Below are 24,107 nucleotides of genomic sequence, written 5' to 3' on the forward strand. Positions count from 1 at the left end.
CCGCGTGGCGGCGGCGTCAATGGGCGATGACGCTCAGGCGAAGAGCCGCGCCACCACGCCGGGCAGCTCATCGAAATGGCCGATGATCGCCTCGGGCTCCAGCGCCGCCATGTCGCCCCCCGCCGGGCCAAAGCCCACGAGGACACAGGGCACGCCCGCCGCCCGCGCGGTGTCCCGGTCGGTGCGGCTGTCGCCGATCAGGCAGGCGCGCAGGGGATCGCCGCCCGCCCGGCGCACGGCCTCGCGCAGCGGCGCCGGATCGGGCTTGCGCACCGCCAGCGTGTCAGAGCCGACGAGCGAGGCAAAGGCGTCGCGCACCCCCAGCCGGGTCAGCAGCAGTTGCGCCAGCCCCTCGGGCTTGTTGGTGCAGATGCCGACCGCATGGCCCTGCTCCACCAGCCGCGCCACCGCCGCCATCGCGCCGGGATAGATCGCCGTATGGGTGTCGATCGCCGCGCCGTAATGGCCCAGCAGAACGGGATAGAGCCGGTCGACCTCGGCCTCGTCCCCCTCGCGTCCGATGCGGCCCATGCCAAGGCGCAGCATCGCCCGCCCGCCGTTCAGCGCCGTGCCGGCATCGGCCGGGCCCAGCACATCCCCCGCGCCGATGTCGCGAAAACAGGCATTGGCCGCCGCCAGCAGGTCGCCGCTGGTATCGGCCAGCGTTCCGTCGAGATCGAAGATCACCGTGACCGGCACCATATCTGCCCCCTGTGGCGGAAAATCGCGCAGCCCTTGTCACAGGCCGCAATCAAACGTTAACCGTGGCTCCCTTGCACGGGCCTGCCATCCGGATAAAACGGGCTGAAGCCAAGAACAACCCGGAAGGCGCCACAGGCATCCATGAGCATCGCACTTGTCATCCTCGCGGCGGGGGCCGGAACCCGCATGAACTCGGACCTGCCCAAGGTGCTGCACAGGATCGGCAACGCGCCCATGCTGGTGCATGCGATGAAGGCCGGCTTGGCGCTGGACCCCGCGCGCATGGTGGTTGTCGCGGGCTACGGGGCCGACCAGGTCAGCGCCGCCGCGCGGGACTGGGACGAGGCCGCCGAGATCGTGGTGCAGCAGGAACAGCTTGGCACAGGCCATGCCGTGGCCCAGGCCGCGCCCCTGCTGACAAGCTTCGAGGGCGATGCCCTGGTGCTCTATGGCGACACGCCCTTCATCTCGACCGAAACGCTGGAGGCGATGCGCGAGGCGCGCTTGCGCCATGACGTCGTCGTGCTGGGGTTCGAGGCCGCCGACCCGGGCCGCTATGGCCGTCTTGTCATGGCGGGCGAGGCACTGGAGCGCATTGTCGAGTTCAAGGATGCCGACGCCGCCGAGCGGCAGATCACCCTGTGCAATTCCGGCGTCGTCTGCGCCGATGCCGCGACGCTGTTTTCCCTGATCGCGGCGGTGGGCAACGACAATGCCGCCGGGGAATACTACCTGACCGATATCGTGCAGATCGCCCGCGACCGGGGCCTGTCGGCCACCGCCGTCACCTGTGACGAGGCCGAGACGCTGGGCGTCAATTCCCGCGACCAGCTTGCCGCCGCCGAGGCCGCCTTTCAGGCCCGCGCCCGCGCCACTGCGATGGAGGACGGGGTGACGCTGACCGCACCCGACACGGTCTTCTTTTCGCATGACACCGTAATCGGCCGGGATACCGAGGTGGAGCCCAACGTCGTCTTCGGCCCCGAGGTGACGGTCGAATCCGGCGCGCGCATCCGGGCCTTCAGCCATCTGGAGGGCTGCCATGTCTCGCGCGGGGCCATCGTCGGGCCCTTTGCCCGGCTGCGCCCGGGGGCGGAACTGGCCGAGGATGTGCACATCGGGAATTTCGTCGAGATCAAGGCCTCGCGCATCGACCGGGGGGCCAAGGTGAACCACCTGACCTATATCGGCGATGCCGAGGTGGGCGAGGAGACCAACATCGGCGCGGGCACGATCACCTGCAATTACGACGGCGTCTTCAAGCACAAGACCCGGATCGGCGCCCGCGTCTTCATCGGGTCGGACACGATGCTGGTTGCCCCCGTCTCGGTCGGGGACGACGCGATGACGGCAACCGGCGCGGTGATCACCGCCGATGTCGAACCCGGCGCCCTGGCGATTGCCCGTGCGAAACAGGTCAACAAGCCCGGAATGGCCCGCAAGCTGTTCGAGATCCTGCGGGCCAAGAAGGCAAAGGGGGGCTGAGCCCATGTGCGGAATCATCGGATACCTCGGCTCTCACGAGGCGGCGCCCTTTCTGGTCGAGGCGCTGAAGCGGCTGGAATACCGCGGCTACGACAGCGCGGGCATCGCCACGATCCAGGACGGCAGGCTGGACCGCCGCCGCGCGGTCGGCAAGCTGGTCAACCTGTCCGACGCGCTGGTCTATGACCCGCTCGCCGGCAAGTCGGGCATCGGGCACACCCGCTGGGCGACGCATGGGGCACCGACCGAGGGCAACGCCCACCCGCACCGCGCCGGGCCGGTGGCCGTGGTGCATAACGGGATCATCGAGAACTTTCGCGAGCTGCGCGCCGATCTCGCCTCCAAGGGCATCGCGCACCAGACCGAGACGGATACCGAAACCGTCGCCCTGCTGGCCAATCACCACCTGTCGGAGGGCATGTCGCCCGTCGACGCGGCCGCGGCCACCATCGCGCGGCTGGAGGGCGCCTTTGCCCTCGTCTTCCTGTTCGAGAGCGACGACAACCTGCTGATCGCCGCCCGCAAGGGCCCGCCGCTGGCCGTGGGCCACGGGGATGGCGAGAATTACGTCGGCTCGGACGCCATCGCGCTGGCCCCGCTGACCGACCGGATCACCTATCTGGAAGAGGGCGACATGGCCATCGTCACCCGCCAGAGCATCGAGATCCGCGATGCCAACGGGTCGCTGGCGAACCGGCCGGTCAAGACGATCCGCATCGACAACACGATGGTCGACAAGGGCGGGCACAAGCATTTCATGGGCAAGGAGATCGCCGAGCAGCCCCGCGTGATCGGCGAGGCGATCAGGGCCTACATGCCCGACGGCGACACCATCGCCCTGCCCGACGGCGGCTTCGATTTCACCGCCGTCGACCGCCTGACACTGGTGGCCTGCGGGACGGCCTACTACGCCTGCCTGACCGCGAAATACTGGTTCGAACAGCTGGCGCGGCTGCCGGTCGAGGTCGATGTCGCCTCGGAATTCCGCTACCGCGAACCGCCGATCCCGGCGCGGACGGCGGCGCTGTTCGTGTCGCAATCGGGCGAGACGGCGGACACCCTGGCGGCCCTGCGGTACTGCGAGGGCAAGGCGTCGTCCATCCTGGCGGTGGTCAATGTCGCCGAAAGCTCCATCGCGCGGGAAAGCGACCTGGTGCTGCCGATCCACGCGGGGGTGGAGGTCGGCGTCGCCTCGACCAAGGCCTTTACCTGTCAGCTTACGGTGCTGCTGATACTGGCGCTGGAAGCCGCCCGCCAGCGGGGCGAGATCAGCCCCGAGCGGCTGGCCGATGTCCTGTCGCAGCTGCGCAACCTGCCGGCGGTGATCGGCAATGCGCTGGATACCGACGCCTTTGCCGCCCATGTCTCCAACGAGCTGGCCGAGGCACAGGACGTGCTTTTCCTGGGACGGGGGCTGATGTTCCCGATCGCCATGGAAGGCGCGCTGAAAATGAAGGAAATCAGCTATATACACGCCGAAGCTTATGCATCGGGCGAACTCAAGCACGGCCCCATCGCCCTGATCGACAGCCATGTGCCGGTGGTTGTCATGGCCCCGCGCGACGCGCTCTACGACAAGACCGTGTCGAACATGCAGGAGGTCATGGCCCGTGGCGGCAAGGTGCTGCTGATTTCGGACAGCGCGGGGATCGAACAGGCCGGCGAGGTCTGGCGCTCGATCACGCTGCCCCGGATCGACCCGCTGCTGACGCCCATTCTCTATGCCCTGCCCGCTCAGCTTCTGGCCTATCACACGGCCATCGCCAAGGGCACCGACGTGGACCAGCCCAGAAACCTCGCCAAGTCGGTGACCGTGGAGTAACCTGCCCTGCGCAGCGCCGGGAGGACAGACATGCCACTGATCGACATCCACGTGCTGGGCGGCGGGTTCGACGACACGGAAAAGGCCCGCATCATGCGCGAAACCGCCCGCGCCTGCGGCCTGGTCGCGGGGCCGAGGATTTGGGACACTCCCCCGGCCCGCATGCGCGAGGTGAAGAGCGCAAGCCGGGGCGGCGCTGACCCAGCCCGGGCAAGCGCGCGGGCCCTGACGCTGAAATCCGGCGCGTGACAGGAGGGCGAGATGGCCACCAAATACGACAGCATCGAGGACCGCTACCGCAAGGTCATCGAGAAGCAGCATATCTTCTTTGTCGGCACCGCGGCCGAGGACGGGCGGGTGAACATTTCCCCCAAGGGCATGGACAGCCTGAAGGTGATGGGCCCGAACCGCCTGATCTGGCGCAACCTGACCGGATCGGGGAACGAGACGGCGGGCCATCTGCTGCGGGTCAACCGGATGACGGTGATGTGGTGCACCTTCGAGGGGCCGCCGAACATCCTGCGCGCCTATGGCACCGCCCGCACCGTCCATCGCAACGATCCCGACTGGGAGTCGCTGAACGGCCTGTTCCCCGAGGCGATCGGCGCGCGGCAGGTCTATGACATGACGGTCGAGATGTTCCAGCAGTCCTGCGGCTATGCCGTGCCGCTCTACGACTACAGGGAAGACCGCGAGGTGCTGACCAGCTGGGCCGAACAGCGCGGGCCCGAGGGGCTGCGCGCCTATTGGGCCGACCGCAACCGGCAGACCATCGACGGGATGGAGACCGGCATCGTCGCCGGGAACCTGTCGGCGGATGCCAAGACCCCCTGAGGACCTGAGATGAGCCTGACCGCAGACGCCGCGCTTGCGATCCTGCGCGCCCGGGGCGATGCCGACAAGGCCGCGCAGCAGGCCGCCTATCACAAGGTGGCGCGCGGCTATCTGGGTGTGGCGAACCCGGTGCTGAACGAGTTGGCCCGCGACTGGCGGCAGCAGATGCAGCTGGAACAGCGCCTGGAGGTCGCGGCCGGCCTGTGGCGCAGCGATATCCACGAGGCGCGCATCGCCGCCGCCAAGCTGCTGACCCAGGCCCGGATCCGGCCGGACGCGGAGGTCTGGGCGCTGATCCGGTCGTGGGTCCCGGATTTCGACGCCTGGGCCATTGCCGATCACGCCTGCGACGCGGGCGAACGGCGGATCATGGCGGATCTCTCGCGCTTGGACGAGGTCGAGGGCTGGACCCGGTCCGATCACCTCTGGACCCGGCGCGCGGCGCTGGTGATCACCCTGCCGCTGACAAAGCAGAACCACCCGTCGCAGGCCGAACGCGCGGCGCGCGAACGGGTGCTGGGCTGGGCGGCAGGTTATGTGCCGGATCGGGAGTGGTTCATCCAGAAGGCCATCGCCTGGTGGCTGCGCGACCTGTCCAAACACGATCCCGAACGGGTGCGCGCCTTCCTGTCCGACCACGGCGCGGGGATGAAGCACTTTGCCCGCAAGGAAGCGTCGAAATATATCTAGCCGCTCCGGCGGGCGGCGCCTTCGGGCCTGCGCGGGCATGGCGCTGACAGTGGTGCGCCACGCGCAGCGAGTCCGCCCTGCGACTCAGCCCCGCACCATGTGGCGGATCATTTCCGCCGCACCTCGATGGTTGGCAGGTCGATCACTGAAACTTGAAGCGTCTGGAAGGCGGCCAGCGACATGCGGCTGCCCGAGGTGGCGGGCCCGTCGATGGGGCGCAATTCCACATCCGCGGTGCGGCCCTGATAGACCACCTGCCCCGGCCCCCTGACCTTGACCAGCGGGGTTTCCAGCCACATCCCCGGCTCGGCCGGATCGCCCAGCGAGGCGACGGTGGTGCCCAGCTTGCCCGCCGGCCCCGGCGTGGGATCGGCCGGTTTCTCGTCCCCGGCGGTGGTGTCCGCGGCGATGGCGGCCTCTGCGTCGTCCCCGGCGGCTGCCTCGTCGCCCGCGTCGGGCGCGGGCATCGCGGCCTCCGTCGGCTCGGGCGTCCTGCCGCCCGGCTTGAAGCGGTCGACGACGGAACAGCCCGAAACCGCGACGGCCAGGGCAAGGAGAATGGCATGGGCCGCAAGCGGCGAACGGGAAATGCGAGTCATGCCACAAGGTTAGGGACATTGGACCTAAGCATCAATTGCACAACCGCCTCTTGCCCGGATCCCCGCCGAGGCATAGGTTCGCGGCATGGAAGCTCCGCTCATAGATCCCTTCGCCCGGCCGATTTCATACCTGCGAGTCTCGGTCACCGACCGCTGCGACTTCCGCTGCGTCTACTGCATGGCCGAGCATATGACCTTCCTTCCCAAGAAGGAATTGCTGACCCTGGAAGAGCTCGACCGCATGTGCAGCGCCTTTGTCGGGCTGGGGGTGCGCAAGCTCAGGATCACCGGGGGCGAGCCGCTGGTGCGGCGCGATATCATGACCTTCTTCGAGGGGATGACGCGCCACCTCGACTCGGGCGCGCTGGACGAGCTGACGCTGACGACCAATGGCTCGCAGCTGGCGCGGTTCGCCGATCAGCTTTACGCCGCCGGGGTGCGGCGGGTGAATGTCTCTCTCGACACGCTGGATGACGAGAAATTCGCCCGTGTCACCCGCTGGGGCCGGCTGGAGCAGGTGTTGAAGGGGCTGGATGCCGCACAGGCCGCGGGCCTCAGCGTCAAGCTGAACGCCGTGGCGCTGAAGGGGTTCAACGAGGACGAGCTGTTCACCCTGGCCGAATTCTGCGCCGCGCGCGGCATGGACCTGACCTGGATCGAGGTCATGCCGATGGGCGACCTGGGCAACGAGGATCGCGTCGGCCAGTACTGGTCGCTGAACGACCTGCGCGCCCAGATGGCCACCCGCTACACCCTGACCGACCTGCCGGAACGGACCGGCGGCCCGGCGCGCTATGTGCGGGTCGAGGAAACCGGGCAGAAGATCGGCTTCATCACACCGCTGACGCATAACTTCTGCGAAAGCTGCAACCGGGTGCGGATGACCTGCACCGGGCAGCTTTACATGTGCCTGGGGCAGGAGGACATGGCCGACCTGCGCCCCGCCCTGCGCAATCATCCGGGCGATGACGCGCCCCTGCGCGAGGCGATCCGCAACGCGATCGCGCACAAGCCCAAGGGGCACGATTTCGACTATTCCCGCCAGCGGGCCGATGGCCAGGTCTCGCGCCATATGAGCCACACGGGCGGCTGATGTCCGCCGCCCTGCGGCCCGATCCCGGCCCGCCGCCGCCGTTCTACCGATTCTACCGGCTTGTCGCCCGCGCCATCGCGCCGCTGGCCTATTCCCGCGTGCGCCACAAGCTGGCGCGGCAGGGCACCCCGGCGGATCGCATTCCCGAACGTATGGGCCATGCCACCCTGGCCCGGCCCGCGGGCAGGCTGATCTGGTTTCACGCGGCCAGCGTGGGCGAAAGCGTCTCGGCGCTGGCGCTGATCGGGCGGATCCTGGCGTTGCGTCCCGAAATCTCGGCGCTGATCACCACGGGCACCGGCACCTCGGCCCAGGTGATGGCGCGGCGGATGCCCGAGGGCTGCCTGCATCAGTTCGCGCCGCTCGATACCGCGCCGGCCCTGCGGCGGTTCCTGGCGCATTGGCGGCCCGATGCGGTGGTGCTGATCGAAAGCGAGCTCTGGCCCCAGATGGTGGCCGAGGCGCATGCCTCGGGCGCGCCCCTGGCGCTGCTGAATGCGCGGATGTCGCGCGGCTCGCTGCGCAACTGGGCCAAGTTCCCGGATACGGCGCGCTGGCTGCTGCGGCATTTCTCGCTGATCCGCACGCAGGATCAGACCACGGCCGAGGGGCTGCGCGCCCTGGGTGCCGATACCACGATGCTGGCGCAGGGGCCGAACCTCAAGGCGATGTCGGCGCCCCTGCCGGTGGACGCGGCGATGCTGAAGGAGATGCACCGCGAATACGCGGACGGGCCGCTGTGGCTGGCCGCCTCGACCCACCCGGGCGAGGAGGACGCGGTGCTCAGCGCCCATGCCGCCGCCCGGGCCCGTCACCCGGGCCTGCGCCTGATCCTGGCCCCCCGCCACCCCGAGCGGGGCGAGGAGGTCGCCGCCATGGCCCGTATCCAGGGCCTGACCACCCGCCGGCGCGGCGCGGGCGAGGATCCCGGCGGGGCCGAGGTCTATGTCGCCGACACGATGGGCGAGATGGGGCTGTGGTACGCCCTGGCCCCGGTGCTGTTCCTGGGCGCGAGCTTCGGGATGCAGGGCGGGCACAACCTCTACGAACCCGCGCGGGCCGGGGCGGCGGTGCTGCACGGGCCGAACCACGCGAACTTTGCCCAGGCCTATGCGGATTTCGACGATCGCGGCGCGGCGCTGGAGGTGCGCGACGGCGCCGCGCTCGGCCGGGCGCTGGCCGACCTGCTGGACGACCCGGGCCGCATGGCGGATATCGGCCGACGCGCAGAGCGGCTGGCGACGGCGCAGGAGGAACGGCTGGACGGGCTGGCGCGTTCCGTACTCGACACCCTGCTGGACTGAGCCCTTCCCGATCCGCCTTGCGGAGGATAGACCTCGGCTGGCCTGTTGCAGAGGACACCATGGAAGATATCGCCCGCATCGACGTGATCGCGCCGAACTTCAAGCGGCGCCTGTCCGGCGTGACCTCGACCGTGGTGCGCCTGGTCCCGTTGCAGGCGCAGCAGATCGCCATCGCCGCCGCCGCGCCCGAGATGCCGCCCGTCGTGCCGCAGGTGCCCCTCGCCGCCCTGCCCTTCATGTCGCGCAGCGGTCCCTCGGGGGCCCGCGTCTGGCACGCCCGCCGCAATGTCGAGATGCTGGCGGGCATCGCGCTGAAGCGGGTATTGGGCAAGCGGCTCAAGCTGCTGTTCACCTCGGCCTCGCAGCGCCATCACACCGGGTTCACCAAGTGGCTGATCGCGCAGATGGATGCGGTGGTGTCGACCTCGGCGCGCACGGCGGGTTACCTCGACCGCAGCTCGACCGTGATCCACCACGGGATCGACACCGAGGGCTTCGTGCCCGCCATCGACAAATCCGCGCAGCGGCGCTTGCTGGGCCTGCCGCAGGACGCGCTGCTGGTCGGCTGTTACGGGCGGATCCGCGAACAGAAGGGCACCGGCGATTTTGTCGATGCGATGATCCGCCTGCTGGCCACGCGCTCCGGCGTGGTGGCGCTGGTGATGGGCCGCGCGACCGAGAAGCACCAGGCCTTCGAGGCCGGTCTGCAGGCGCGCGTCGCCGAGGCCGGGCTGGAGGACCGCATCCGTTTCCTGCCCGAGGTGGCGGTCTGGCAGATGTCCGACTGGTACCGCGCGCTGGACCTCTACGTCGCGCCGCAGCGATGGGAGGGGTTCGGCCTGACCCCGCTGGAGGCGATGTCCTGCGGCGTGCCGGTGCTGGCGACCCGGGTCGGCGCCTTCGAAGAGCTGGTGGCCGATGGCGAGACCGGCCGCCTGATCCCGGCCGAGGATATCGCGGCGATGGTCGAGGGCGCCGGGGCGCTGCTGGACAACCCCGCCGAGCTGGCGCGTATGGGCGCCGCGGCGCGCAGCCATGTGCTGGCGCATTTCCGGATCGAGGACGAGGCGGCGGCGCTTGTGGCGCTCTACCGCGAACTGCTGGGGCAGGACGGCTGACGGCAGCTTGCGGAAGGACGGCCATTGCATCCGTCGCAAAGGCACGCATCGGGTGCTGCGCTGTGCGAGCCGGTGCCGGGCGCTCGGCGCCTGAGCAGAACCTAAACCCAACCGGGGCATGTCGACCGGAGTCCGCATAGACCATACACGAGCGTACAGAAAAGCCGCGACGAACCCGCTCGCCCCGACCCTGTCCCGGGGGAGAGGGTCGCGGCAGGGCATCCGGCTTCCCGCCCTACCCGGCCGTACGGATCAGGCCGCGGGCATGCGGCAGGCCGCGCGACTCAGGCGGCGGGCATCCGGCGTTCGACGATCTCGGCCCACCAGGAACAGCCTGCCGGGATCGCCTCGTCGTCGAAATTATACTGCGGCGTATGGACCGGGGCGCTGTCGCCGTTGCCCACCAGGATATAGGCGCCGGGACGTTCTTCCAGCATATAGGCGAAATCCTCGCCGCCCATGGTGATATCGGCCACGTCGCAGCTGCCCGCGACCGCCGCCGCGACCTCGGCCGCGAATTCGGTCTGGGCCTCGGAATTCACCATCGCCGGATAGCCGGGCAGGAAATTCACATCGGCCTCGCCGCCATAGGCCAGACAGGTCGAGGTGGCGATGGCCTTCAGCCGGTCCTCGGCCAGCTTGCGCATCCCGGGCGTCAGGGTGCGGATGGTGCCGCGCAGGGTGACCGAGGGCGGGATCACGTTGAACGCCTGGCTTGCCGTGACAAAGGAGGTGACCGAGACGACGATCTGCTCGATCGGGTCGGCATTGCGCGAGGCGATGGATTGCAGCGCCAGCACCAGATGCGAGGCCATGACCGTCGGGTCCACCGTCTTCTGCGGTTGCGCGGCGTGGCCACCCCTGCCGTTCACGGTGATCTCGAACTGGTCGGTTGCGGCAAAGAAGGGGCCGGGCCGGATCGCGAACTGGCCAAGCGGCATGCCGGGCCAGTTGTGCATGCCATAGACCTCCTGGATGCCGAACCGGTCCATCATGCCGTCCTGGCACATGAACTTGCCGCCGCCGCCGCCCTCTTCGGCGGGCTGAAAGATCACCACGACGGTGCCGTCGAAATTCCGCGTCTCGGACAGGTACTTGGCGGCGCCGAGCAGCATGGCGGTGTGGCCGTCATGGCCGCAGGCATGCATCGCGCCCTTGGTTTTCGAGGCATAGTCGAGCCCGGTCGCTTCGAGGATCGGCAGCGCGTCCATGTCGGCGCGCAGCCCGATCACCTTGCCCGAGGTATCGGACTTGCCCTTGATCACGGCCACCACGCCGGTACGCCCGATGCCGGTGACCACCTCGTCACAGCCGAAGGATTTGAGCTTTTCCTCGACCACGCCGGCGGTGCGGTGCACGTCGAACAGGATTTCGGGGTTCTCGTGCAGATCTCGGCGCCATTCGGTGATCTCGGCCTGGAGTTCGGCAAAGCGGTTCTTGACAGGCATTTCTGGGTCCTTTCCTGGCGCGGCTCAGGCGGCGGGCATGCGGCGTTCGACCATCTCGGCGAACCAGCTGCAGCCGGCGGGAATCGCGGCATCGTCAAAGTTGTATTCCGGATGGTGCAGCGGCGCGCTGTCCCCGTTGCCGAGGAAGATATAGGCGCCGGGGCGCTCTTCCAGCATATAGGCGAAATCCTCGCCGCCCAGATGCGGGGGCGTGTTCCGGTCCAGCGGGCCCGAGACGACCTCGGCCGCGTCTGCGGCATAGTCGGTGTTCTCCTCGGCGTTCAGCGTGATCGGGTAGCCGCGCTTGTACTCCACCTCGGCGGTGGCACCGTAGATCTGCGCAGTGTGGTGGATGATCGCGGGCACCCGCTCGGCGGCCAGTTCGCGCACCGCCGGATCCAGCGTGCGGACCGTGCCCTTCAGCAGCACGGTTTCCGGGATCACGTTATAGGCCTCGGTCACCGTGCGGAAGGTGCAGACCGAGACGACGATCTGCCCGGTGGGGTCGACATTGCGCGAGGCCACGGATTGCAGCGCCTGCACCACGTTGGAGGCCGCAAGCACCGGGTCGATCGCCTTGTGCGGCTGCGCGGCATGGCCGCCCTTGCCCTTGATCGTCACGGTGATCTCGTCGCAGGCGGCCAGAACGCCGCCGGAGGCAATGGCGAATTCACCCACCGGCAGACCGGGCATGTTGTGCAGGCCATAGACCTCCTGGATGGCGAACCGGTCCATCAGCCCGTCCTGGCACATGGCCAGCGCCCCTGCCCCGCCTTCCTCGGCCGGTTGAAAGATCACCACGGCAGTGCCGTCGAAATTCCGCGTCTCGGCCAGGTATTTCGCCGCGCCCAGCAGGATCGCGGTATGGCCGTCATGGCCACAGGCATGCATCGCGCCGTCGGTTTCGGATTTGTAATCGAGCCCCGTCGCCTCGTGGATCGGCAGGGCGTCCATGTCGGCGCGCAGGCCCAGCACCCGGCCGCTGGTGTCGGACTTGCCCTTGATGACACCGACGACGCCGGTGCGGCCGATCCCCTCGACCACCTCGTCGCAGCCAAAGGCGCGCAGCTTCTCGGCCACCACCGAGGCGGTGCGGTGCACCTCGTAGAGGATTTCGGGGTGGCGGTGGAAATCCTGCCGCCATTCGGCGATCTCGGCCTGCATCTCGGCAATACGGTTGCGCACGGGCATGGCTTATCCTTTCAGGTGCTCCAGCACGCGGCGCATGAAGTCGTGGCCCGCGTTGAACTGGGAAATCTCGATGAACTCGTCCGGCTGGTGGGCCTGCGCGATGTCGCCGGGGCCGCAGACCACGGACGAATATCCGTGGTTCTGGAAATACCCGGCCTCGGTCCCGTAGGACACCACATGGCTGCCGTTGTCGCCGGTCAGCATCCGGGTGAAGCGCTCGGCGGCGCCGTCGGTTTCCGGGGTCAGGCCGGGGCCGTCGAACCGGGTGGTGTACTCGATCCGGGCCTCGGGGCGGATGGCCTTCATCTCGGCCTCGATGCGGGCGACCTCGGCCTTGAAACGCTCGGCCCAGAGCTCATGCGGATCGCCGGGCACGCAGCGGAAACCGATGACGAAATTGCAGTCCTTGGCGGTGATGTTATGCGCGGTGCCGCCCTCGATCATGCCGACATGCACATTGGTCCAGGGCGGGTTGAACATGGCATCCACGCCCTCGGGCTGCTTGGCCATGCCCAGGGCGTTCATCTCGTTGGCCCAGACGATCATCTTGGCCGCCTCGTGGATCGCCGAGACACCGATATGCGACATCGAGGAATGTACCTCGTAGCCGATGAAATGCACGTAATAGGCCAGGCCCGACTTGTGGCCGGTGACCACCTGCATGGTCGACGGCTCGCCGATGATCGCCAGTTCGCCCTTGGGAAACTTGTCCTTGGCGTCGCTCAGCAGCGGTTCGGCCCCGGCAAGGCCGATTTCCTCGTCATAGGTCAGGGCCAGCTGCAGGGGGCGCTTGATGTCGGAATTGGCCGCCTCGACCATCGCCCAGATCGCCAGCGCGTCGAAACCCTTCATGTCGCAGCAGCCGCGGCCGTAATAGCGGCCGTCGCGTTCGGTGACGGTGAAGGGGTCGCTGGACCAGTCCTGCCCGTCGACCGGCACCACATCGGTATGGCCCGACAGCACCACCGCGCCCTCGACCATCGGCCCGGCGTGGCACCACAGGCCCGCCTTGGGTTCGTCGGGGTGCAGGTGGCGGAACACCTCGACACCGTGCGAGGTCAGGTAGTCCTCGACCCAGTCGATCAGCGGAAGGTTGGTGTCGCGGCTGACCGTGGGGAAGGAGACGAGCTTCTCCATGATCTCGTAGGGCGTGAGGCGGGTGCTCATCGTCGGGCTTCTTTCGTGGTTTCCGGCGCGTCAGAGACGGCCGATTGCAGATGCCGGCGCGGGGCCGGCGTTTCGGAACACCCGCGCCGGTGGCGGCCCTTGGCCGGGGCCCGGTGGGGAAGGTCGAATGTCATGTCGTCGGCGGCCGGATGCAGCGGGCCGGGCGCGATGTCCGTCCGCCGGCCAGGGGCACGGGCCGACGGCCGGTCCCGCCGGTCGCGGCGTGTTCCGGTCAGAGTCATCGCATCGGACAGGAATACAAGCGTGACGTCCACAGGGGCCGGCATAGGAAAAGGTCCGATCAGTAACCGCTGTCCGTGGTCAGGACGATATGGTCGTCGGCCACCTTGCGATATTCCGACATCGCCGGTTCGTAGTCCACCGGGTGGATGGGCGAGGGAATCGGCTTGAAATTCAATTCGTGCTCGCCCTTACGGCGGGCCGGATCGGCGACGGGCACGGCCTTCATCAGGGCCTGGGTATAGGGGTGCTGCGGGTTTTCGAACACCGCGCGGCGGCTGCCCATCTCGACGATGCGGCCCAGGTACATCACACCCACGTGATGGCTGACCCGTTCGACAACCGCCATGTCGTGGCTGATGAACAGGAAGGACAGGCCCAGATCGGCCTGCAGTTCCATCATCAGGTTCAGAACCTGCGCCTGCACCGACACGTCCAGCGCCGACACCGCCTCGTCCGCGACGATCAGCTTGGGGTTCAGGGCCAGGGCGCGGGCAATGGCCACGCGCTGGCGCTGGCCGCCCGACAGCTCATGCGGAAAGCGGCGCAGGAAGCTGCGCGGCAGCTCCACCCGGTCGAACAGGCGCTCCACGGCCTTTTGCAGATCGGCCCCCTTCTTGGTGCCGTAGTTCCACATCGGCTCGGCCACCTGGTCGGCCAGCTGCATCTGCGGATTGAGGCTGGCAAAGGGATCCTGGAACACCATCTGCATGTCCAGCCGGGCCTTGCGCAGCCCGCCCTGATCCAGCGCCATGATGTCCTTGCCGTCGAGGTAGATATGCCCCGACTTCGGTTCGACCAGGCGCAGCAGCGAGCGCCCGGCCGAAGATTTGCCGCAGCCGGATTCGCCCACCAGGCTGAGGGTCTGGCCCTTCTTGATGGTGAAGGACACATCCTCGACCGCGTGAACGTTCGCCACCGTACGGCGGAAGAACCCGCCCTTGACCGGGAATCGCGTGGTCAGGTGCTTGACCACCAGCAGATCGTCCTCGGATCCGACGATCGGCTTGACCTCGTCCGCGTCCACGCCCAGCAGGCGCATCGGTTCGGGATAGGCCTTGCCGGTCATCTCGCCCAGCTTGGGCACCGCGGCCAGCAGGGCCTTGGTGTAATCGTGCTTGGGTGAGTCGAAGATCTCCTGAACTGTCCCCTCTTCGACCTTGTTGCCGCGGTACATGACGACAACGCGGTCCGCCATCTGCGCCACGACCGCCATGTCATGGGTGATGAACATCACCGCCGTGCCGGTTTCCCGTTTCAGGCGGTCGATCAGGGCCAGGATCTCGGCCTGGATCGTCACGTCAAGCGCGGTGGTCGGCTCGTCCGCGATCAGCAGGCGCGGCTCGCAGGCCAGGGCCATCGCGATCACCACGCGCTGGCGCATGCCGCCCGAAAGCTCGTGCGGGAACTGCTTCAGCCGCCGCTCCGGTTCGGGGATGCGCACCTGTTTCAGCAGCTCCAGCGCGCGGGCATAGGCCTGGTCCTTGCTCATGCCCTTGTGCACGCGCAGGCCCTCGGTCAGCTGGCGGCCGACGGTGAAAACGGGGTTCAGCGCGGTCATAGGCTCTTGAAAGATCATGCCGATTTCGTTGCCGCGGATCGTGCGCATCAGGTCCTGATCGGCACTGGCAATATCCAGCTCGCCGCCCTTGACCCGGTCGAACAGCAGGTGCCCGCCGGTGATCTTGCCGCCGCCGAATTCCACCAGCCGCATCAGCGACAGGGACGAGACGGACTTGCCGGACCCCGATTCCCCCACCACGGCGACAGTCTCGCCCGGGTTGATGGAGAAGCTGACATCCTCAACCCCCACGACGTTTCCGCCGCGGGTTTCGAATTCCACGCGAAGATTTTCGATACGGGCGATGGGGTGGTCCAGCATACGCGGTGGTCCGTCCTGCTTGAAGAATGTGCTGACGCTACAGACAGCATCCCCGAAATGTCAAACGGGCCAAGCAGTTCTCTCTGCGTCAGCCCCGACGGAGGCTTGCAATTTAATCGGATCCCGTTTTCGATGAGTCGCAACCGTGGGGAGGGTCTCGCTGACCCTCCGGGGACGTCCGGTGCAGGGTGCCTTCCACGGACGAACGTCCTGTACCAGCGGCGCGGGCCCGAAAGAAGGCCCCGTGTCGGACCAACAAGGAGTAAGACATGAAGGTTAGAACCCTATTGCTGGGCGCTGCGGCTTCGCTCGCATTCGCGCCCGCTGCATTCGCCGAACGCGGCGAAGACGGGCAGCTCAACATCATCTACTGGCAAGCGCCTTCCACGCTGAACCCGTTCCTGTCGGGCGGCACCAAGGAAGTCGAAAGCTCCTCGATGATCATCGAACCGCTCATCCGCTTCAACGAGAAGGGCGAGATGGTGCCGATGCTGATCGACGAGATCCCCACCGTCGAAAACGGCGGCGTGGCCGAGGATCTGAAGTCGATCACCTACAAGCTCTCTGAGGGCGTGAAATGGTCGGACGGCTCGGACTTCACCGCGTCGGACGCCGTTTTCACCTGGAAATACTGCACCCACCCCGACAGCGGCTGCGCGCAGGTGTCCTATTTCGACGGTGTCGAAGCGGTCGAGGCCCCCGATCCCATGACGGTCGTGGTCAAGTTCAAGGAGCCCAAGCCCTTCCCCTACACCGCCTTCGTGGGGTCGGAATCGCCGATCATCCAGGAAGCGCAGTTCAAGGACTGCCTGGGCGCCAGCGCCCCGGAATGCACCGACGCCAACTTCGGCCCGATCGGGACCGGCCCCTTCGTGGTGGACGAGTTCAAGCCGAACGACGTGATCACCCTCTCGGCCAACGAGAACTACCGCGATGCCAGCAAGCCGGCCTTCGCGAGCATCACCTTCAAGGGCGGCGGCGACGCGGCCTCGGCGGCGCGTTCGGTTCTGGAAACCGGCGAATTCGACTACGCCTGGAACCTGCAGCTTGCGCCTGAAGTGCTGGACAAGATGGCAGCCGCCGGCAAGGGCGAGGTCGTCGTGGCCTTCGCGACCTCGGTCGAGCGTCTGCACCTGAACCAGACCAACCCCGACTCGGCGCTCGGCCCGGACAAGCGGTCGGTCTTCATGAACGGCGAGAACAAGCACCCGTTCCTGACCGATCCGATGGTCGGCAAGGCGCTGTCGATGGCCATCGACCGCCAGCTGCTGGTGGACATCGGCTATGGCCGCGCGGGCAAGGTGACCTGCAACGTGCTGCCCGGGCCCGAGGCCTATGCCTCGACCGCCAACGACGACTGCATGACGCAGGATATCGAAGGCGCCAAGAAGCTGCTGGATGACGCCGGCTGGGTTCCCGGCGGCGACGGCATCCGCACCAAGGACGGCATGCGCCTGTCCGTTCTCTACCAGACCTCGACCAACGCCGTGCGTCAGGACGCTCAGGCGCTGATCAAGCAGTGGTGGTCCGAGCTGGGTGTCGAAACCGAGCTGCGCAACATCGACGCTTCGGTCTTCTTCGGCGGTGACCCGTCCTCGCCGGATACCTTCCAGAAGTTCTATGCCGACATCGAGATGTACACCAACAACTTCTCCGGCGTGGACCCCGAGGCCTATATGGCGAACTGGCGCTGCTCGGACATCCCGACGCCCAAGTCGCAGTGGCAGGGCGCCAACATCCAGCGCTTCTGCGACCCGGCCTATGACGAGCTCGTGACCGAAATGTCGCGGACCGCGGAACTGGACAAGCGTGCCGATCTGGCCAAGCAGATGAACGACATGATCATGCAGAGCTATTCGATCATTCCGCTCGTCTACCGTGGCGGTCAGTCGGCCCACGCCAATTCGCTGGGCGGCGTTCTGATGAACGACTGGGACAGCGAACTGTGGAACATCGCTGACTGGTACCGGATCAAGTGATCAGGCAACGCAGGGGGGCGGCTTCGTACCGCCCCCCTGCCCCTTCTGCGGCGCGGCGCGCCCGGCACTCCTCCGATATGCACATTCCTCCGCTCTCCAAAGAAAGCAGGCCGCCTGTATGCTGACCTACTTTTTCCGACGGCTTCTCCTTTCGATTCCGACGCTGCTCTTCATCGCGCTGGTGATCTTCTTGCTGCTCGACCTGGCGCCCGGCGATCCCACGGCACAGCTGCCGCTGACGATCCCGCCCGAGGTGCGCGAGCAGATCCGCCAGTCCCTGGGACTGGGAGAGCCGCTGCCCATCCGTTTCTGGAAATGGCTGGTCCAGTTCTTCTGGATCGAACCGCAGGTGCTGATCGACAGCATCTTCAACACCCATTTCTCGGCCGGCGATTCGCGCGTGCTGTCCTGGCAGACCCGCTCGCCGGTGATGGACATCGTCATCCAGCGCATGCCGCAGACCCTGTGGGTCGTGGGCACCGCCTATCTGGTGGCCATCGTCATCGCCCTGCCGATCGGCATCTATTCGGCCTATCGCCAGTATTCGATCTTCGACAATGTCGGCACCTTCGTGTCGATGGTCGGCTTCTCGGTGCCGCCGTTCTTTTCCGGCGTGCTGGTGATCGTGATCTTTGCGGTCAACCTGGGCTGGCTGCCATCGATCTACGACACCACCCACAAGGTCTATGACTGGGAAACCTTCATGGTCCAGCTCAGGCAGATGATCATGCCGGTGATGGTGCTGGCGCTGCAGATCACCGCGCAGCTCAGCCGGTTCATGCGCGCCTCGATGCTGGACAACCTCAACCAGGACTATGTGCGCACCGCCCGTGCCAAGGGCCTGAACGAACGTGTTGTCGTTCTGGTGCATGTGCTGCGCAACTCGATGATCCCGGTGGTCACCGTCATCGCGCTTGGCGTGCCGCAGATTTTTGGCGGCGCGATCATCACCGAGCAGGTGTTCAAGGTGAACGGCATCGGCCAGCTGCTGATCACCGCCATCCAGGCCAACGACATCCCGATGGTGCAGACGCTGACCTTCATCTTCGCGGTGCTCATCGTCCTCTTCAACCTGATCGCGGATGTCCTCTATGGCCTCCTCGACCCGCGGATCCGTTATGACTGAGCCGAACTCTCCCGAAGACCAGACCCCCGCCACGACACCGGCCGCCGCGGTGCTGGCCGCGCCGGTGCCGACCGCGCCGCCCCGCAGCCAGTGGGCCGATGTCTGGAGCCAGTTCACCCACCACAAGGGCGCGATGGCCGGCGCGGTGGTCTTCATCCTGATCCTGGCCGGCGTCTTCCTCGGCCCGCTGCTCTGGCAGATCGACCCGTCCTATATCGACATCCGCGCCCGCAACCAGGGCCCCAGCCTGGCGCATCCCTTCGGGACCGACCAGCTGGGCCGCGACATGATGGCCCGGATGATGGCGGGCGGGCAGGTCTCGGTCGCGGTGGGTGTCACCGCGATGCTGCTGGCGCTGTTCCTCGGCTCGCTTGTCGGGGTGCTGGCGGGCTATTTCCGCCGCATCGACGGGCCGCTGATGCGCCTGACGGACCTGTTCCTGGCCCTGCCCCTGCTGCCCCTGCTGCTGGTCATGGTCATGCTGTTCCGCGACATGCTGTCCAAGAACTTCGGGCCCGAGACGGGGATCTTCATCCTGATGGTGGTGGCCATCGGCATCACCTCGTGGATGCCGACCGCGCGTATCGTGCGCGGCGACGTGCTGGCGCTGAAGGAGCGGGAATTCGTTCTCGCCGCCCGTTCGATCGGGACAACGCCGTTCAAGATGATCCTGCGGCACATCCTGCCCAACGTGGTCTCGCCCATCGTGGTCTCGGCCACCCTGGGCATCGCCAATGCGATCATCACCGAAAGCGCGCTGTCCTTCCTCGGCCTGGGCTTCCCGCCCGACTTCCCGACCTGGGGCCGCCTGCTGTTCGACGCGGTCGACTACATGCAGCAGAACCCCGAGCGGGTGATGCTGCCCGGGATCGCGATCTCGCTCTCGGTGCTCTCGGTGAACTATCTCGGCGACGGGCTGCGCGACGCGCTCGATCCCCGCATCCGGGGCCGTTGAGCCGCCCCGCCTGAAAATAAGGCACCTGTCCCGGCCCCCGCGCGGCCGGGACATCACCGCTTTCCGCCCGCCACCGCCCAATTGGACGACTGTCCGCCCCCTGGCAAGGCAGCCGGAAAAACGTTCCGGCGGAAACAGGTATTCACACCTGCGCATCTCTTGAACTGTGCCCGCCCGGCTTTGTAATGGGCTGGTACCGATCGCGCATGGAGTCCGCACGATGTTCGAGTCTTTCGGGTTCGAGACCCTCACCCCCCGCGCCGCCAGCGTCATCCTGGCCCTCGTCCTGGGCGCCGTCTTCGGCCTGCTGGCCGAGCGCACGGCCTTCTGCTTCCGCCGCGCCCTGGTGGGCGAGGACCGGCGGCAGGCGACCGGCGTCTGGATGCTGGCCCTCGCGGTCGCCGTCCTGGGCACCCAGGCCGCCACCTGGGCGGGGGTACTGGATTTCGAAGGGCACCGCTACACCACGGCCAGCCTGCCGATCCTGGCCCTGCTGGGCGGAGGCGCGCTGTTCGGCGCGGGCATGGTGCTGACGCGCGGCTGCATCTCGCGCCTCAGCGTGCTGGCCGCCGGGGGCAACCTGCGCGCGGCACTGGTGATCGTGGTCTTCGCCATTGTCGCCCATGCCACGCTCAAGGGCGTGCTGGCCCCGCTGCGCACCGCCCTCGCCTCGGTCACGTTCGACCTGGGCAGCGCCGGCTCGCTTGCCAACTGGCCGGGCGGCAGCGTGGTCTGGACCGCCGTGCTGGTCATCTCGGCCCTGGCGCTGGTGGTCCGTTCGGGCAACCGCCCCGGCACGCTGGTCATGGCCGCCCTGCTGGGGCTGCTGGTCCCGCTGGGCTGGGTCGGCACGGGCTATGTCCTTTACGACGAGTTCGACCCGATCACGCTGGAAAGCCTGTCCTTCATCGCACCGATGACCGAGACGCTGTTCTGGACCGTCGCCTCCACCGCCGTGCCCGCGGGCTTCGGCACCGGGCTGGTGGGCGGCGTGCTGGCGGGTGCGCTGGCGGCGGCGCTGATCTTCGGCACCTTCCGCTGGCAGAGCTTCGAAAGCCCGCGCCAGACCGGCCGCTACCTCGCCGGTGCCGCGATGATGGGCCTTGGCGGCGTGCTGGCCGGGGGCTGCACCATCGGCGCGGGCCTCGCCGGGGTCCCGACGCTGGGCCTCGCCGCGCTGATCGCGCTGGCCTCCATCGCGGCCGGCGCCAAGCTGGCCGACGCCCTCCTCGCCCCGCGCGCCGCCCCGGACAGCCGCCACGCCGCACAGCCGGCCGAATAGACCCGGCCCCGCGACCACCGCCGGCCTCTTCGCCTGCCCCGATCCTTCATCTCGTCCAAAATACTCCGGGGGAGTCCGCGCGCAGCGCGGGCGGGGGCAGCGCCCCCTCCACCGTGGTCAATGGAACTGTCCCTGGATACCGCGGGCGATGCCTCTCCATACCGCCGCGTCCCGCGTCGGGGGCACTGCAAACAGCGCTCTGACCGGACCCCCTCCCCCCGGGCGACAGTCTCGCCCAGGCTCGGCTCCCTGCGCGGGACCGCCGCGCTTGCGAAGCGCGGGGTGTCCAACGCCCGTCAGTCCAGCCCGCCCTCGGCGGGCGATGCGTCACGCTGTGCGGCCGGGTCTTCCGCCCATTGCGCGGCGAGGTGGATCAGGATGATGATCATGGCAATCGGCACGACCACGGCGATCCAGATCATGGCGATCCCCAGGGTGTCGGCCGTCAGGCCCGACTGGCGGCCCAGGTAGCCTTTGGCCAGTCCGCCGCGCAGCCCCATGAAGGAAAACCAGATGACCGGCAGGATGAAGCTCAGCACCGCGGCCGAGCGGATCGCCTCGGCAATCAGCCCCAGGACAGAGGGACGCGGGGGAAAGACGCTCTGCATCAGGATCGCGTCAGAGCGGGTCTTGAAGGACAGCGTCGTGCCCAGAAGCCCGGTCCAGACCATCATGTAACGGGCCACGTCCTCGGTCCAGATCGGCGGGGACGAGAAGATGTAGCGCGCGACGACCTGAACCATCACCGTGACGAACATGCCCGCCACGGCGAAGATGGCAACGCTGCGGGCGGTGCGGTGAAGTCCGTTGCTCAGGGCCATGATCAAATTGGACACCGGCTATCCTCGTCGGATCTGGGGGAGAGGGGTGAGGGCGCCGGATGCGGCGCCCCCCGGTGGTTCAGCGGGTGGCGCTGGACAGATCGGTCCAGACCTTGACGTCTTCGGACGGCATCAGGCCGGAGTCATAGACTTGCTGCGACAGCTTGCGGAACGCGCCGCGTTCCTCGTCCGTCAGGCGCTGCACGGTCACGCCCTTGTCCTCCAGCGCCGTGAGCGCCGCGCTGGAGACCTTGTCGAGCCAGGCCTGGGCCGCCGCGTTGCCCGCGGCCACACCGTCGTTGACCACTTGGCGCTGGTCCTCCGACAGGCCATCGTACCACATCTTCGACACGATCACGGCCCGGATCGGGATGATCGTCCGCGAGTCCGAGAAGTTCTTGACGAAATCGGTCTGGCCAAAGGCAATCGGGATGAAGGGCGAATTCAGGTAGCCGTCGATCACGCCGGTCTGCAGGCCCGCGGGCACTTCGCCCCAGGGCACGATGGTCCCGGTGGTGCCCCAGGCCTTGTACATCGCGATCTGCGCGTCATCCAGCGCCCGCATCCGCAGGTCGGCCATGTCTTCGGGGGTGCGCACGGCCGCATCGGTCGTGATGATGCCCGAGGACGGGCCGATCGGCACGATGGCCAGCAGCATGACATCCTGACCGGCGACGGCTTCGTTCACCCGGTCGAAGATTTTGCCCTCGGCCAATGCGCGCTGCATGTGGGCGGAGTCGTCGAAGATATACGGCAGGCGCAGGCCGTAGATGAACGGATCGACCTGGGCGATGGCACGCACGTCCGAAAGCGACAGTTCAAGCAGACCGGTGGAGAGCTGGTCGAATTTCTCGGCCTCGTTGCCGACGGAGTCGCGCGGCATCTCGCGCACATCCATCCCGGCGTCTTCCAGAACGCCCTTGAAGCCTTGCACCCAGTTATAGGTGCCCGAATTCTCGAGTTCGGGCGCGCTGTCCAGCGCGATCTTCACTTCGGCCGAGGCGGCCGAGGCGGTGGCCATGAGCGCAGCCAGCGCGATTTGTTTCAGTTTCACTATCAGTCCTCCCTTGGTGGGTCTTAATCGACGGAAAAGCCCGCCAGGCGCGGCAGCCAGAGGCAGAGTTCCGGCCAGTAGGCGAGCGAGAAGAGCAGCGCGACCTGCACCGCCACGAAGGGCAGCGCGGTATAGGCCAGCCGCCAGTAGTTGAGGTTGGTCAGCGCCGACACGACGACGAGGCATTTGCCGAGCGGGGGCGTGATCAGCCCGACGCAGAGGTTGAAGCACAGCACGATCCCCAGATGTGTCGGGTTGATCCCCTGCTCCACCGCCTGCGGCGCGAAGAGCGGGATCAGCAGCGTCAGCGCCACCGGGGTGTCCATGAACATGCCCGCGATCAGGAAGATGCCGACAAGGAAGAACAGGTACTTCGTGCCCGTCAGGCCAAAGCTCGCAACCCAGCCGGCCAGCGCCTCGCTCCACCCCAGCTGACCGGCAAGGAAGCCGAGGATCGAAATCGCCGCGAGGATGATGAAGATCGTGCCGGTCAGCCGTGCGGTCGCTTCCAGCGCATCGAGGATCATCCTGCGGTTCAGCCCGGTGTAGAACTGCCCGGCGATCAACGCGAAAAGGACCGCGACGGCCGAGCCTTCGGTTGGGGTCGCAAGGCCCAGCACAAGGCTGCCCAGGATCACCACGGGCAGCAGCAACGCGGGGGCCGCGCGCAGCAGGCTGGGCCAGAACTTCGGCAGGTCGGGCGAGGCACCGCCGGGATGATTGCGGATCCGGGCGATCACCGCGTTCAGCACCATGAGCGCCACGGCCAGAAGCACACCGGGAACGACCCCTGCGGCGAAGAGCGCGGCGACAGAGGCCCCCGTCAGCCCGCCGTAGATGATCATGATGATCGACGGCGGGATGATCGGCCCGATCATGGACGAGGCGGCGGTGATCGCGCCCGCATAGTATCGATCGTATCCGCGCGCCTCCATCTCGGGGACGAAGGTGCGCGACAGGGCGGCGCTGTCGGCGATGGCCGAGCCGGAAATCCCGGCGAAGAAGACCGATGTCAGGATGTTCACATGCCCCAGCCCGCCGCGCATGCGTCCGACGATGGACAGGGCGAAATCTATCAGGCTGCGCGTCACCCCGGCCCGCGTCATGATCTCGGCCGTCAGGATGAACAGCGGCATCGCCATGAAGGCAAAGACGTCGAGCTGCGCAAAGATGCGCTGCGGCATCACCGACAGGAACTGCGCCTTGCCCGCCATGATGAAGGCAAAGACCGACACCGCCCCCATGAGATAGGCGAAGGCCGTGCCGCTGATCAGCAGCAGCAGGAAGAGAGCGGGGAGAAACCACATGGTCGGGG

General features: G+C 67.4%; 21 protein-coding genes. 12 read left to right on the forward strand and 9 right to left on the reverse strand.

Annotation, left to right across the window (positions count from 1 at the left end):
- Positions 1–33 precede the first annotated feature (33 nt).
- Positions 34–702 carry an HAD-IA family hydrolase gene (locus GLS40_RS12770; RefSeq protein ID WP_160383119.1) on the reverse strand — a complete coding sequence of 223 codons (669 nt, stop codon included), beginning with the start codon at positions 700–702 and terminating at the stop codon, positions 34–36.
- A gap of 141 nt (positions 703–843) precedes the next feature.
- Between GLS40_RS12770 and glmU the strand changes: the two genes are divergently transcribed.
- The 5 genes from glmU to GLS40_RS12795 are packed head-to-tail and all read left to right on the forward strand — an operon-like array spanning position 844 to position 5,533.
- Positions 844–2,187 carry a bifunctional UDP-N-acetylglucosamine diphosphorylase/glucosamine-1-phosphate N-acetyltransferase GlmU gene (gene glmU / locus GLS40_RS12775; RefSeq protein WP_160383120.1) on the forward strand — a complete coding sequence of 448 codons (1,344 nt, stop codon included), beginning with the start codon at positions 844–846 and terminating at the stop codon, positions 2,185–2,187.
- Between the two features lie 4 nt (positions 2,188–2,191).
- Positions 2,192–4,009: a glutamine--fructose-6-phosphate transaminase (isomerizing) gene (glmS, locus tag GLS40_RS12780; RefSeq protein ID WP_160383121.1), complete on the forward strand. Its 1,818-nt coding sequence runs from the start codon at positions 2,192–2,194 to the stop codon at positions 4,007–4,009.
- Between the two features lie 30 nt (positions 4,010–4,039).
- Complete coding sequence (locus GLS40_RS12785) at positions 4,040–4,258, forward strand: 4-oxalocrotonate tautomerase (protein WP_160383122.1); 219 nt, start codon at positions 4,040–4,042, stop codon at positions 4,256–4,258.
- 12 nt (positions 4,259–4,270) lie between these two features.
- On the forward strand, positions 4,271–4,843 hold the full coding sequence (locus GLS40_RS12790; RefSeq protein WP_160383123.1) for a pyridoxamine 5'-phosphate oxidase family protein: 573 nt from the start codon (positions 4,271–4,273) through the stop codon (positions 4,841–4,843).
- Positions 4,844–4,852: 9 nt separating this feature from the next.
- A complete protein-coding gene (locus tag GLS40_RS12795; protein ID WP_202076138.1) occupies positions 4,853–5,533 on the forward strand; it encodes a DNA alkylation repair protein in 681 nt (226 codons plus the stop codon).
- A 107-nt stretch (positions 5,534–5,640) separates the two neighbouring features.
- Here the strand turns inward: GLS40_RS12795 and GLS40_RS12800 are convergent, their stop codons facing one another.
- Positions 5,641–6,132, reverse strand: a complete 492-nt coding sequence (locus GLS40_RS12800) for a hypothetical protein (protein ID WP_160383124.1) — start codon at positions 6,130–6,132, stop codon at positions 5,641–5,643.
- Between the two features lie 85 nt (positions 6,133–6,217).
- Between GLS40_RS12800 and moaA the strand changes: the two genes are divergently transcribed.
- Genes moaA through GLS40_RS12815 form a run of 3 tightly spaced genes read left to right on the forward strand, consistent with a single transcriptional unit; the run spans position 6,218 to position 9,647 of the window.
- The gene (moaA, locus tag GLS40_RS12805) at positions 6,218–7,225 is read left to right on the forward strand and encodes a GTP 3',8-cyclase MoaA (protein ID WP_160383125.1); all 1,008 of its coding nucleotides are present in this window, start codon (positions 6,218–6,220) and stop codon (positions 7,223–7,225) included.
- A complete protein-coding gene (locus tag GLS40_RS12810) occupies positions 7,225–8,529 on the forward strand; it encodes a 3-deoxy-D-manno-octulosonic acid transferase (RefSeq protein ID WP_160383126.1) in 1,305 nt (434 codons plus the stop codon). Before moaA ends, GLS40_RS12810 begins: the two co-directional genes overlap by 1 nt.
- Positions 8,530–8,588: 59 nt before the next feature.
- Positions 8,589–9,647, forward strand: a complete 1,059-nt coding sequence (locus GLS40_RS12815) for a glycosyltransferase family 4 protein (protein ID WP_160383127.1) — start codon at positions 8,589–8,591, stop codon at positions 9,645–9,647.
- Positions 9,648–9,931: 284 nt separating this feature from the next.
- On the opposite strand, the gene GLS40_RS12820 is transcribed toward GLS40_RS12815, so the two are convergent.
- The 4 genes from GLS40_RS12820 to GLS40_RS12835 form a co-directional block, all read right to left on the reverse strand.
- Positions 9,932–11,095 carry a M20 aminoacylase family protein gene (locus tag GLS40_RS12820; protein ID WP_160383128.1) on the reverse strand — a complete coding sequence of 388 codons (1,164 nt, stop codon included), beginning with the start codon at positions 11,093–11,095 and terminating at the stop codon, positions 9,932–9,934.
- 24 nt (positions 11,096–11,119) lie between these two features.
- On the reverse strand, positions 11,120–12,286 hold the full coding sequence (locus GLS40_RS12825) for a M20 aminoacylase family protein (protein ID WP_160383129.1): 1,167 nt from the start codon (positions 12,284–12,286) through the stop codon (positions 11,120–11,122).
- A 3-nt stretch (positions 12,287–12,289) separates the two neighbouring features.
- Entirely contained in the window at positions 12,290–13,453 is a 1,164-nt protein-coding gene (argE, locus tag GLS40_RS12830; protein WP_160383130.1) for an acetylornithine deacetylase, read from the reverse strand.
- A 301-nt stretch (positions 13,454–13,754) separates the two neighbouring features.
- Positions 13,755–15,575, reverse strand: coding sequence for an ABC transporter ATP-binding protein (locus GLS40_RS12835; protein WP_160383131.1), 1,821 nt, complete (start codon positions 15,573–15,575; stop codon positions 13,755–13,757).
- A 269-nt stretch (positions 15,576–15,844) separates the two neighbouring features.
- Here GLS40_RS12835 and GLS40_RS12840 point away from each other — a divergent pair, with 269 nt between their 5' ends.
- The 4 genes from GLS40_RS12840 to GLS40_RS12855 all read left to right on the forward strand — a co-directional run bounded on the left by GLS40_RS12840 (position 15,845) and on the right by GLS40_RS12855 (position 20,917).
- Entirely contained in the window at positions 15,845–17,554 is a 1,710-nt protein-coding gene (locus GLS40_RS12840) for a peptide ABC transporter substrate-binding protein (protein ID WP_160383132.1), read from the forward strand.
- A gap of 118 nt (positions 17,555–17,672) precedes the next feature.
- Positions 17,673–18,680 carry an ABC transporter permease gene (locus tag GLS40_RS12845; RefSeq protein ID WP_160383133.1) on the forward strand — a complete coding sequence of 336 codons (1,008 nt, stop codon included), beginning with the start codon at positions 17,673–17,675 and terminating at the stop codon, positions 18,678–18,680.
- Entirely contained in the window at positions 18,673–19,635 is a 963-nt protein-coding gene (locus GLS40_RS12850; protein WP_160383134.1) for an ABC transporter permease, read from the forward strand. The genes GLS40_RS12845 and GLS40_RS12850 overlap by 8 nt, the downstream gene beginning before the upstream one ends.
- 220 nt (positions 19,636–19,855) lie before the next feature.
- Entirely contained in the window at positions 19,856–20,917 is a 1,062-nt protein-coding gene (locus tag GLS40_RS12855; RefSeq protein WP_160383135.1) for a YeeE/YedE thiosulfate transporter family protein, read from the forward strand.
- A gap of 296 nt (positions 20,918–21,213) precedes the next feature.
- On the opposite strand, the gene GLS40_RS12860 is transcribed toward GLS40_RS12855, so the two are convergent.
- From GLS40_RS12860 to GLS40_RS12870, 3 genes are all read right to left on the reverse strand, one after another.
- Complete coding sequence (locus tag GLS40_RS12860) at positions 21,214–21,753, reverse strand: TRAP transporter small permease (protein ID WP_160383136.1); 540 nt, start codon at positions 21,751–21,753, stop codon at positions 21,214–21,216.
- A 64-nt stretch (positions 21,754–21,817) separates the two neighbouring features.
- Positions 21,818–22,792 (reverse strand): TRAP transporter substrate-binding protein, encoded by a 975-nt coding sequence (locus GLS40_RS12865; RefSeq protein ID WP_160383137.1) that lies wholly within the window; start codon positions 22,790–22,792, stop codon positions 21,818–21,820.
- Between the two features lie 23 nt (positions 22,793–22,815).
- The gene (locus GLS40_RS12870) at positions 22,816–24,099 is read right to left on the reverse strand and encodes a TRAP transporter large permease (protein WP_160383138.1); all 1,284 of its coding nucleotides are present in this window, start codon (positions 24,097–24,099) and stop codon (positions 22,816–22,818) included.
- Positions 24,100–24,107 lie beyond the last annotated feature (8 nt).

The sequence above is a fragment of the Pseudooceanicola pacificus genome (genome assembly GCF_009789075.1).
In the GTDB taxonomy this organism is placed as follows: domain Bacteria; phylum Pseudomonadota; class Alphaproteobacteria; order Rhodobacterales; family Rhodobacteraceae; genus Pseudooceanicola; species Pseudooceanicola pacificus.

Excerpts from the sequence above, each read along its gene's own strand:
- GLS40_RS12770 (WP_160383119.1), bottom strand. The coding sequence starts at position 702 with ATGGTGCCGGTCACGGTGATCTTCGATCTCGACGGAACGCTGGCCGAT.
- glmU (WP_160383120.1), top strand. The coding sequence starts at position 844 with ATGAGCATCGCACTTGTCATCCTCGCGGCGGGGGCCGGAACCCGCATG.
- glmS (WP_160383121.1), top strand. The coding sequence starts at position 2,192 with ATGTGCGGAATCATCGGATACCTCGGCTCTCACGAGGCGGCGCCCTTT.
- GLS40_RS12785 (WP_160383122.1), top strand. The coding sequence starts at position 4,040 with ATGCCACTGATCGACATCCACGTGCTGGGCGGCGGGTTCGACGACACG.
- GLS40_RS12790 (WP_160383123.1), top strand. The coding sequence starts at position 4,271 with ATGGCCACCAAATACGACAGCATCGAGGACCGCTACCGCAAGGTCATC.
- GLS40_RS12795 (WP_202076138.1), top strand. The coding sequence starts at position 4,853 with ATGAGCCTGACCGCAGACGCCGCGCTTGCGATCCTGCGCGCCCGGGGC.
- GLS40_RS12800 (WP_160383124.1), bottom strand. The coding sequence starts at position 6,132 with ATGACTCGCATTTCCCGTTCGCCGCTTGCGGCCCATGCCATTCTCCTT.
- moaA (WP_160383125.1), top strand. The coding sequence starts at position 6,218 with ATGGAAGCTCCGCTCATAGATCCCTTCGCCCGGCCGATTTCATACCTG.
- GLS40_RS12810 (WP_160383126.1), top strand. The coding sequence starts at position 7,225 with ATGTCCGCCGCCCTGCGGCCCGATCCCGGCCCGCCGCCGCCGTTCTAC.
- GLS40_RS12815 (WP_160383127.1), top strand. The coding sequence starts at position 8,589 with ATGGAAGATATCGCCCGCATCGACGTGATCGCGCCGAACTTCAAGCGG.
- GLS40_RS12820 (WP_160383128.1), bottom strand. The coding sequence starts at position 11,095 with ATGCCTGTCAAGAACCGCTTTGCCGAACTCCAGGCCGAGATCACCGAA.
- GLS40_RS12825 (WP_160383129.1), bottom strand. The coding sequence starts at position 12,286 with ATGCCCGTGCGCAACCGTATTGCCGAGATGCAGGCCGAGATCGCCGAA.
- argE (WP_160383130.1), bottom strand. The coding sequence starts at position 13,453 with ATGAGCACCCGCCTCACGCCCTACGAGATCATGGAGAAGCTCGTCTCC.
- GLS40_RS12835 (WP_160383131.1), bottom strand. The coding sequence starts at position 15,575 with ATGCTGGACCACCCCATCGCCCGTATCGAAAATCTTCGCGTGGAATTC.
- GLS40_RS12840 (WP_160383132.1), top strand. The coding sequence starts at position 15,845 with ATGAAGGTTAGAACCCTATTGCTGGGCGCTGCGGCTTCGCTCGCATTC.
- GLS40_RS12845 (WP_160383133.1), top strand. The coding sequence starts at position 17,673 with ATGCTGACCTACTTTTTCCGACGGCTTCTCCTTTCGATTCCGACGCTG.
- GLS40_RS12850 (WP_160383134.1), top strand. The coding sequence starts at position 18,673 with ATGACTGAGCCGAACTCTCCCGAAGACCAGACCCCCGCCACGACACCG.
- GLS40_RS12855 (WP_160383135.1), top strand. The coding sequence starts at position 19,856 with ATGTTCGAGTCTTTCGGGTTCGAGACCCTCACCCCCCGCGCCGCCAGC.
- GLS40_RS12870 (WP_160383138.1), bottom strand. The coding sequence starts at position 24,099 with ATGTGGTTTCTCCCCGCTCTCTTCCTGCTGCTGCTGATCAGCGGCACG.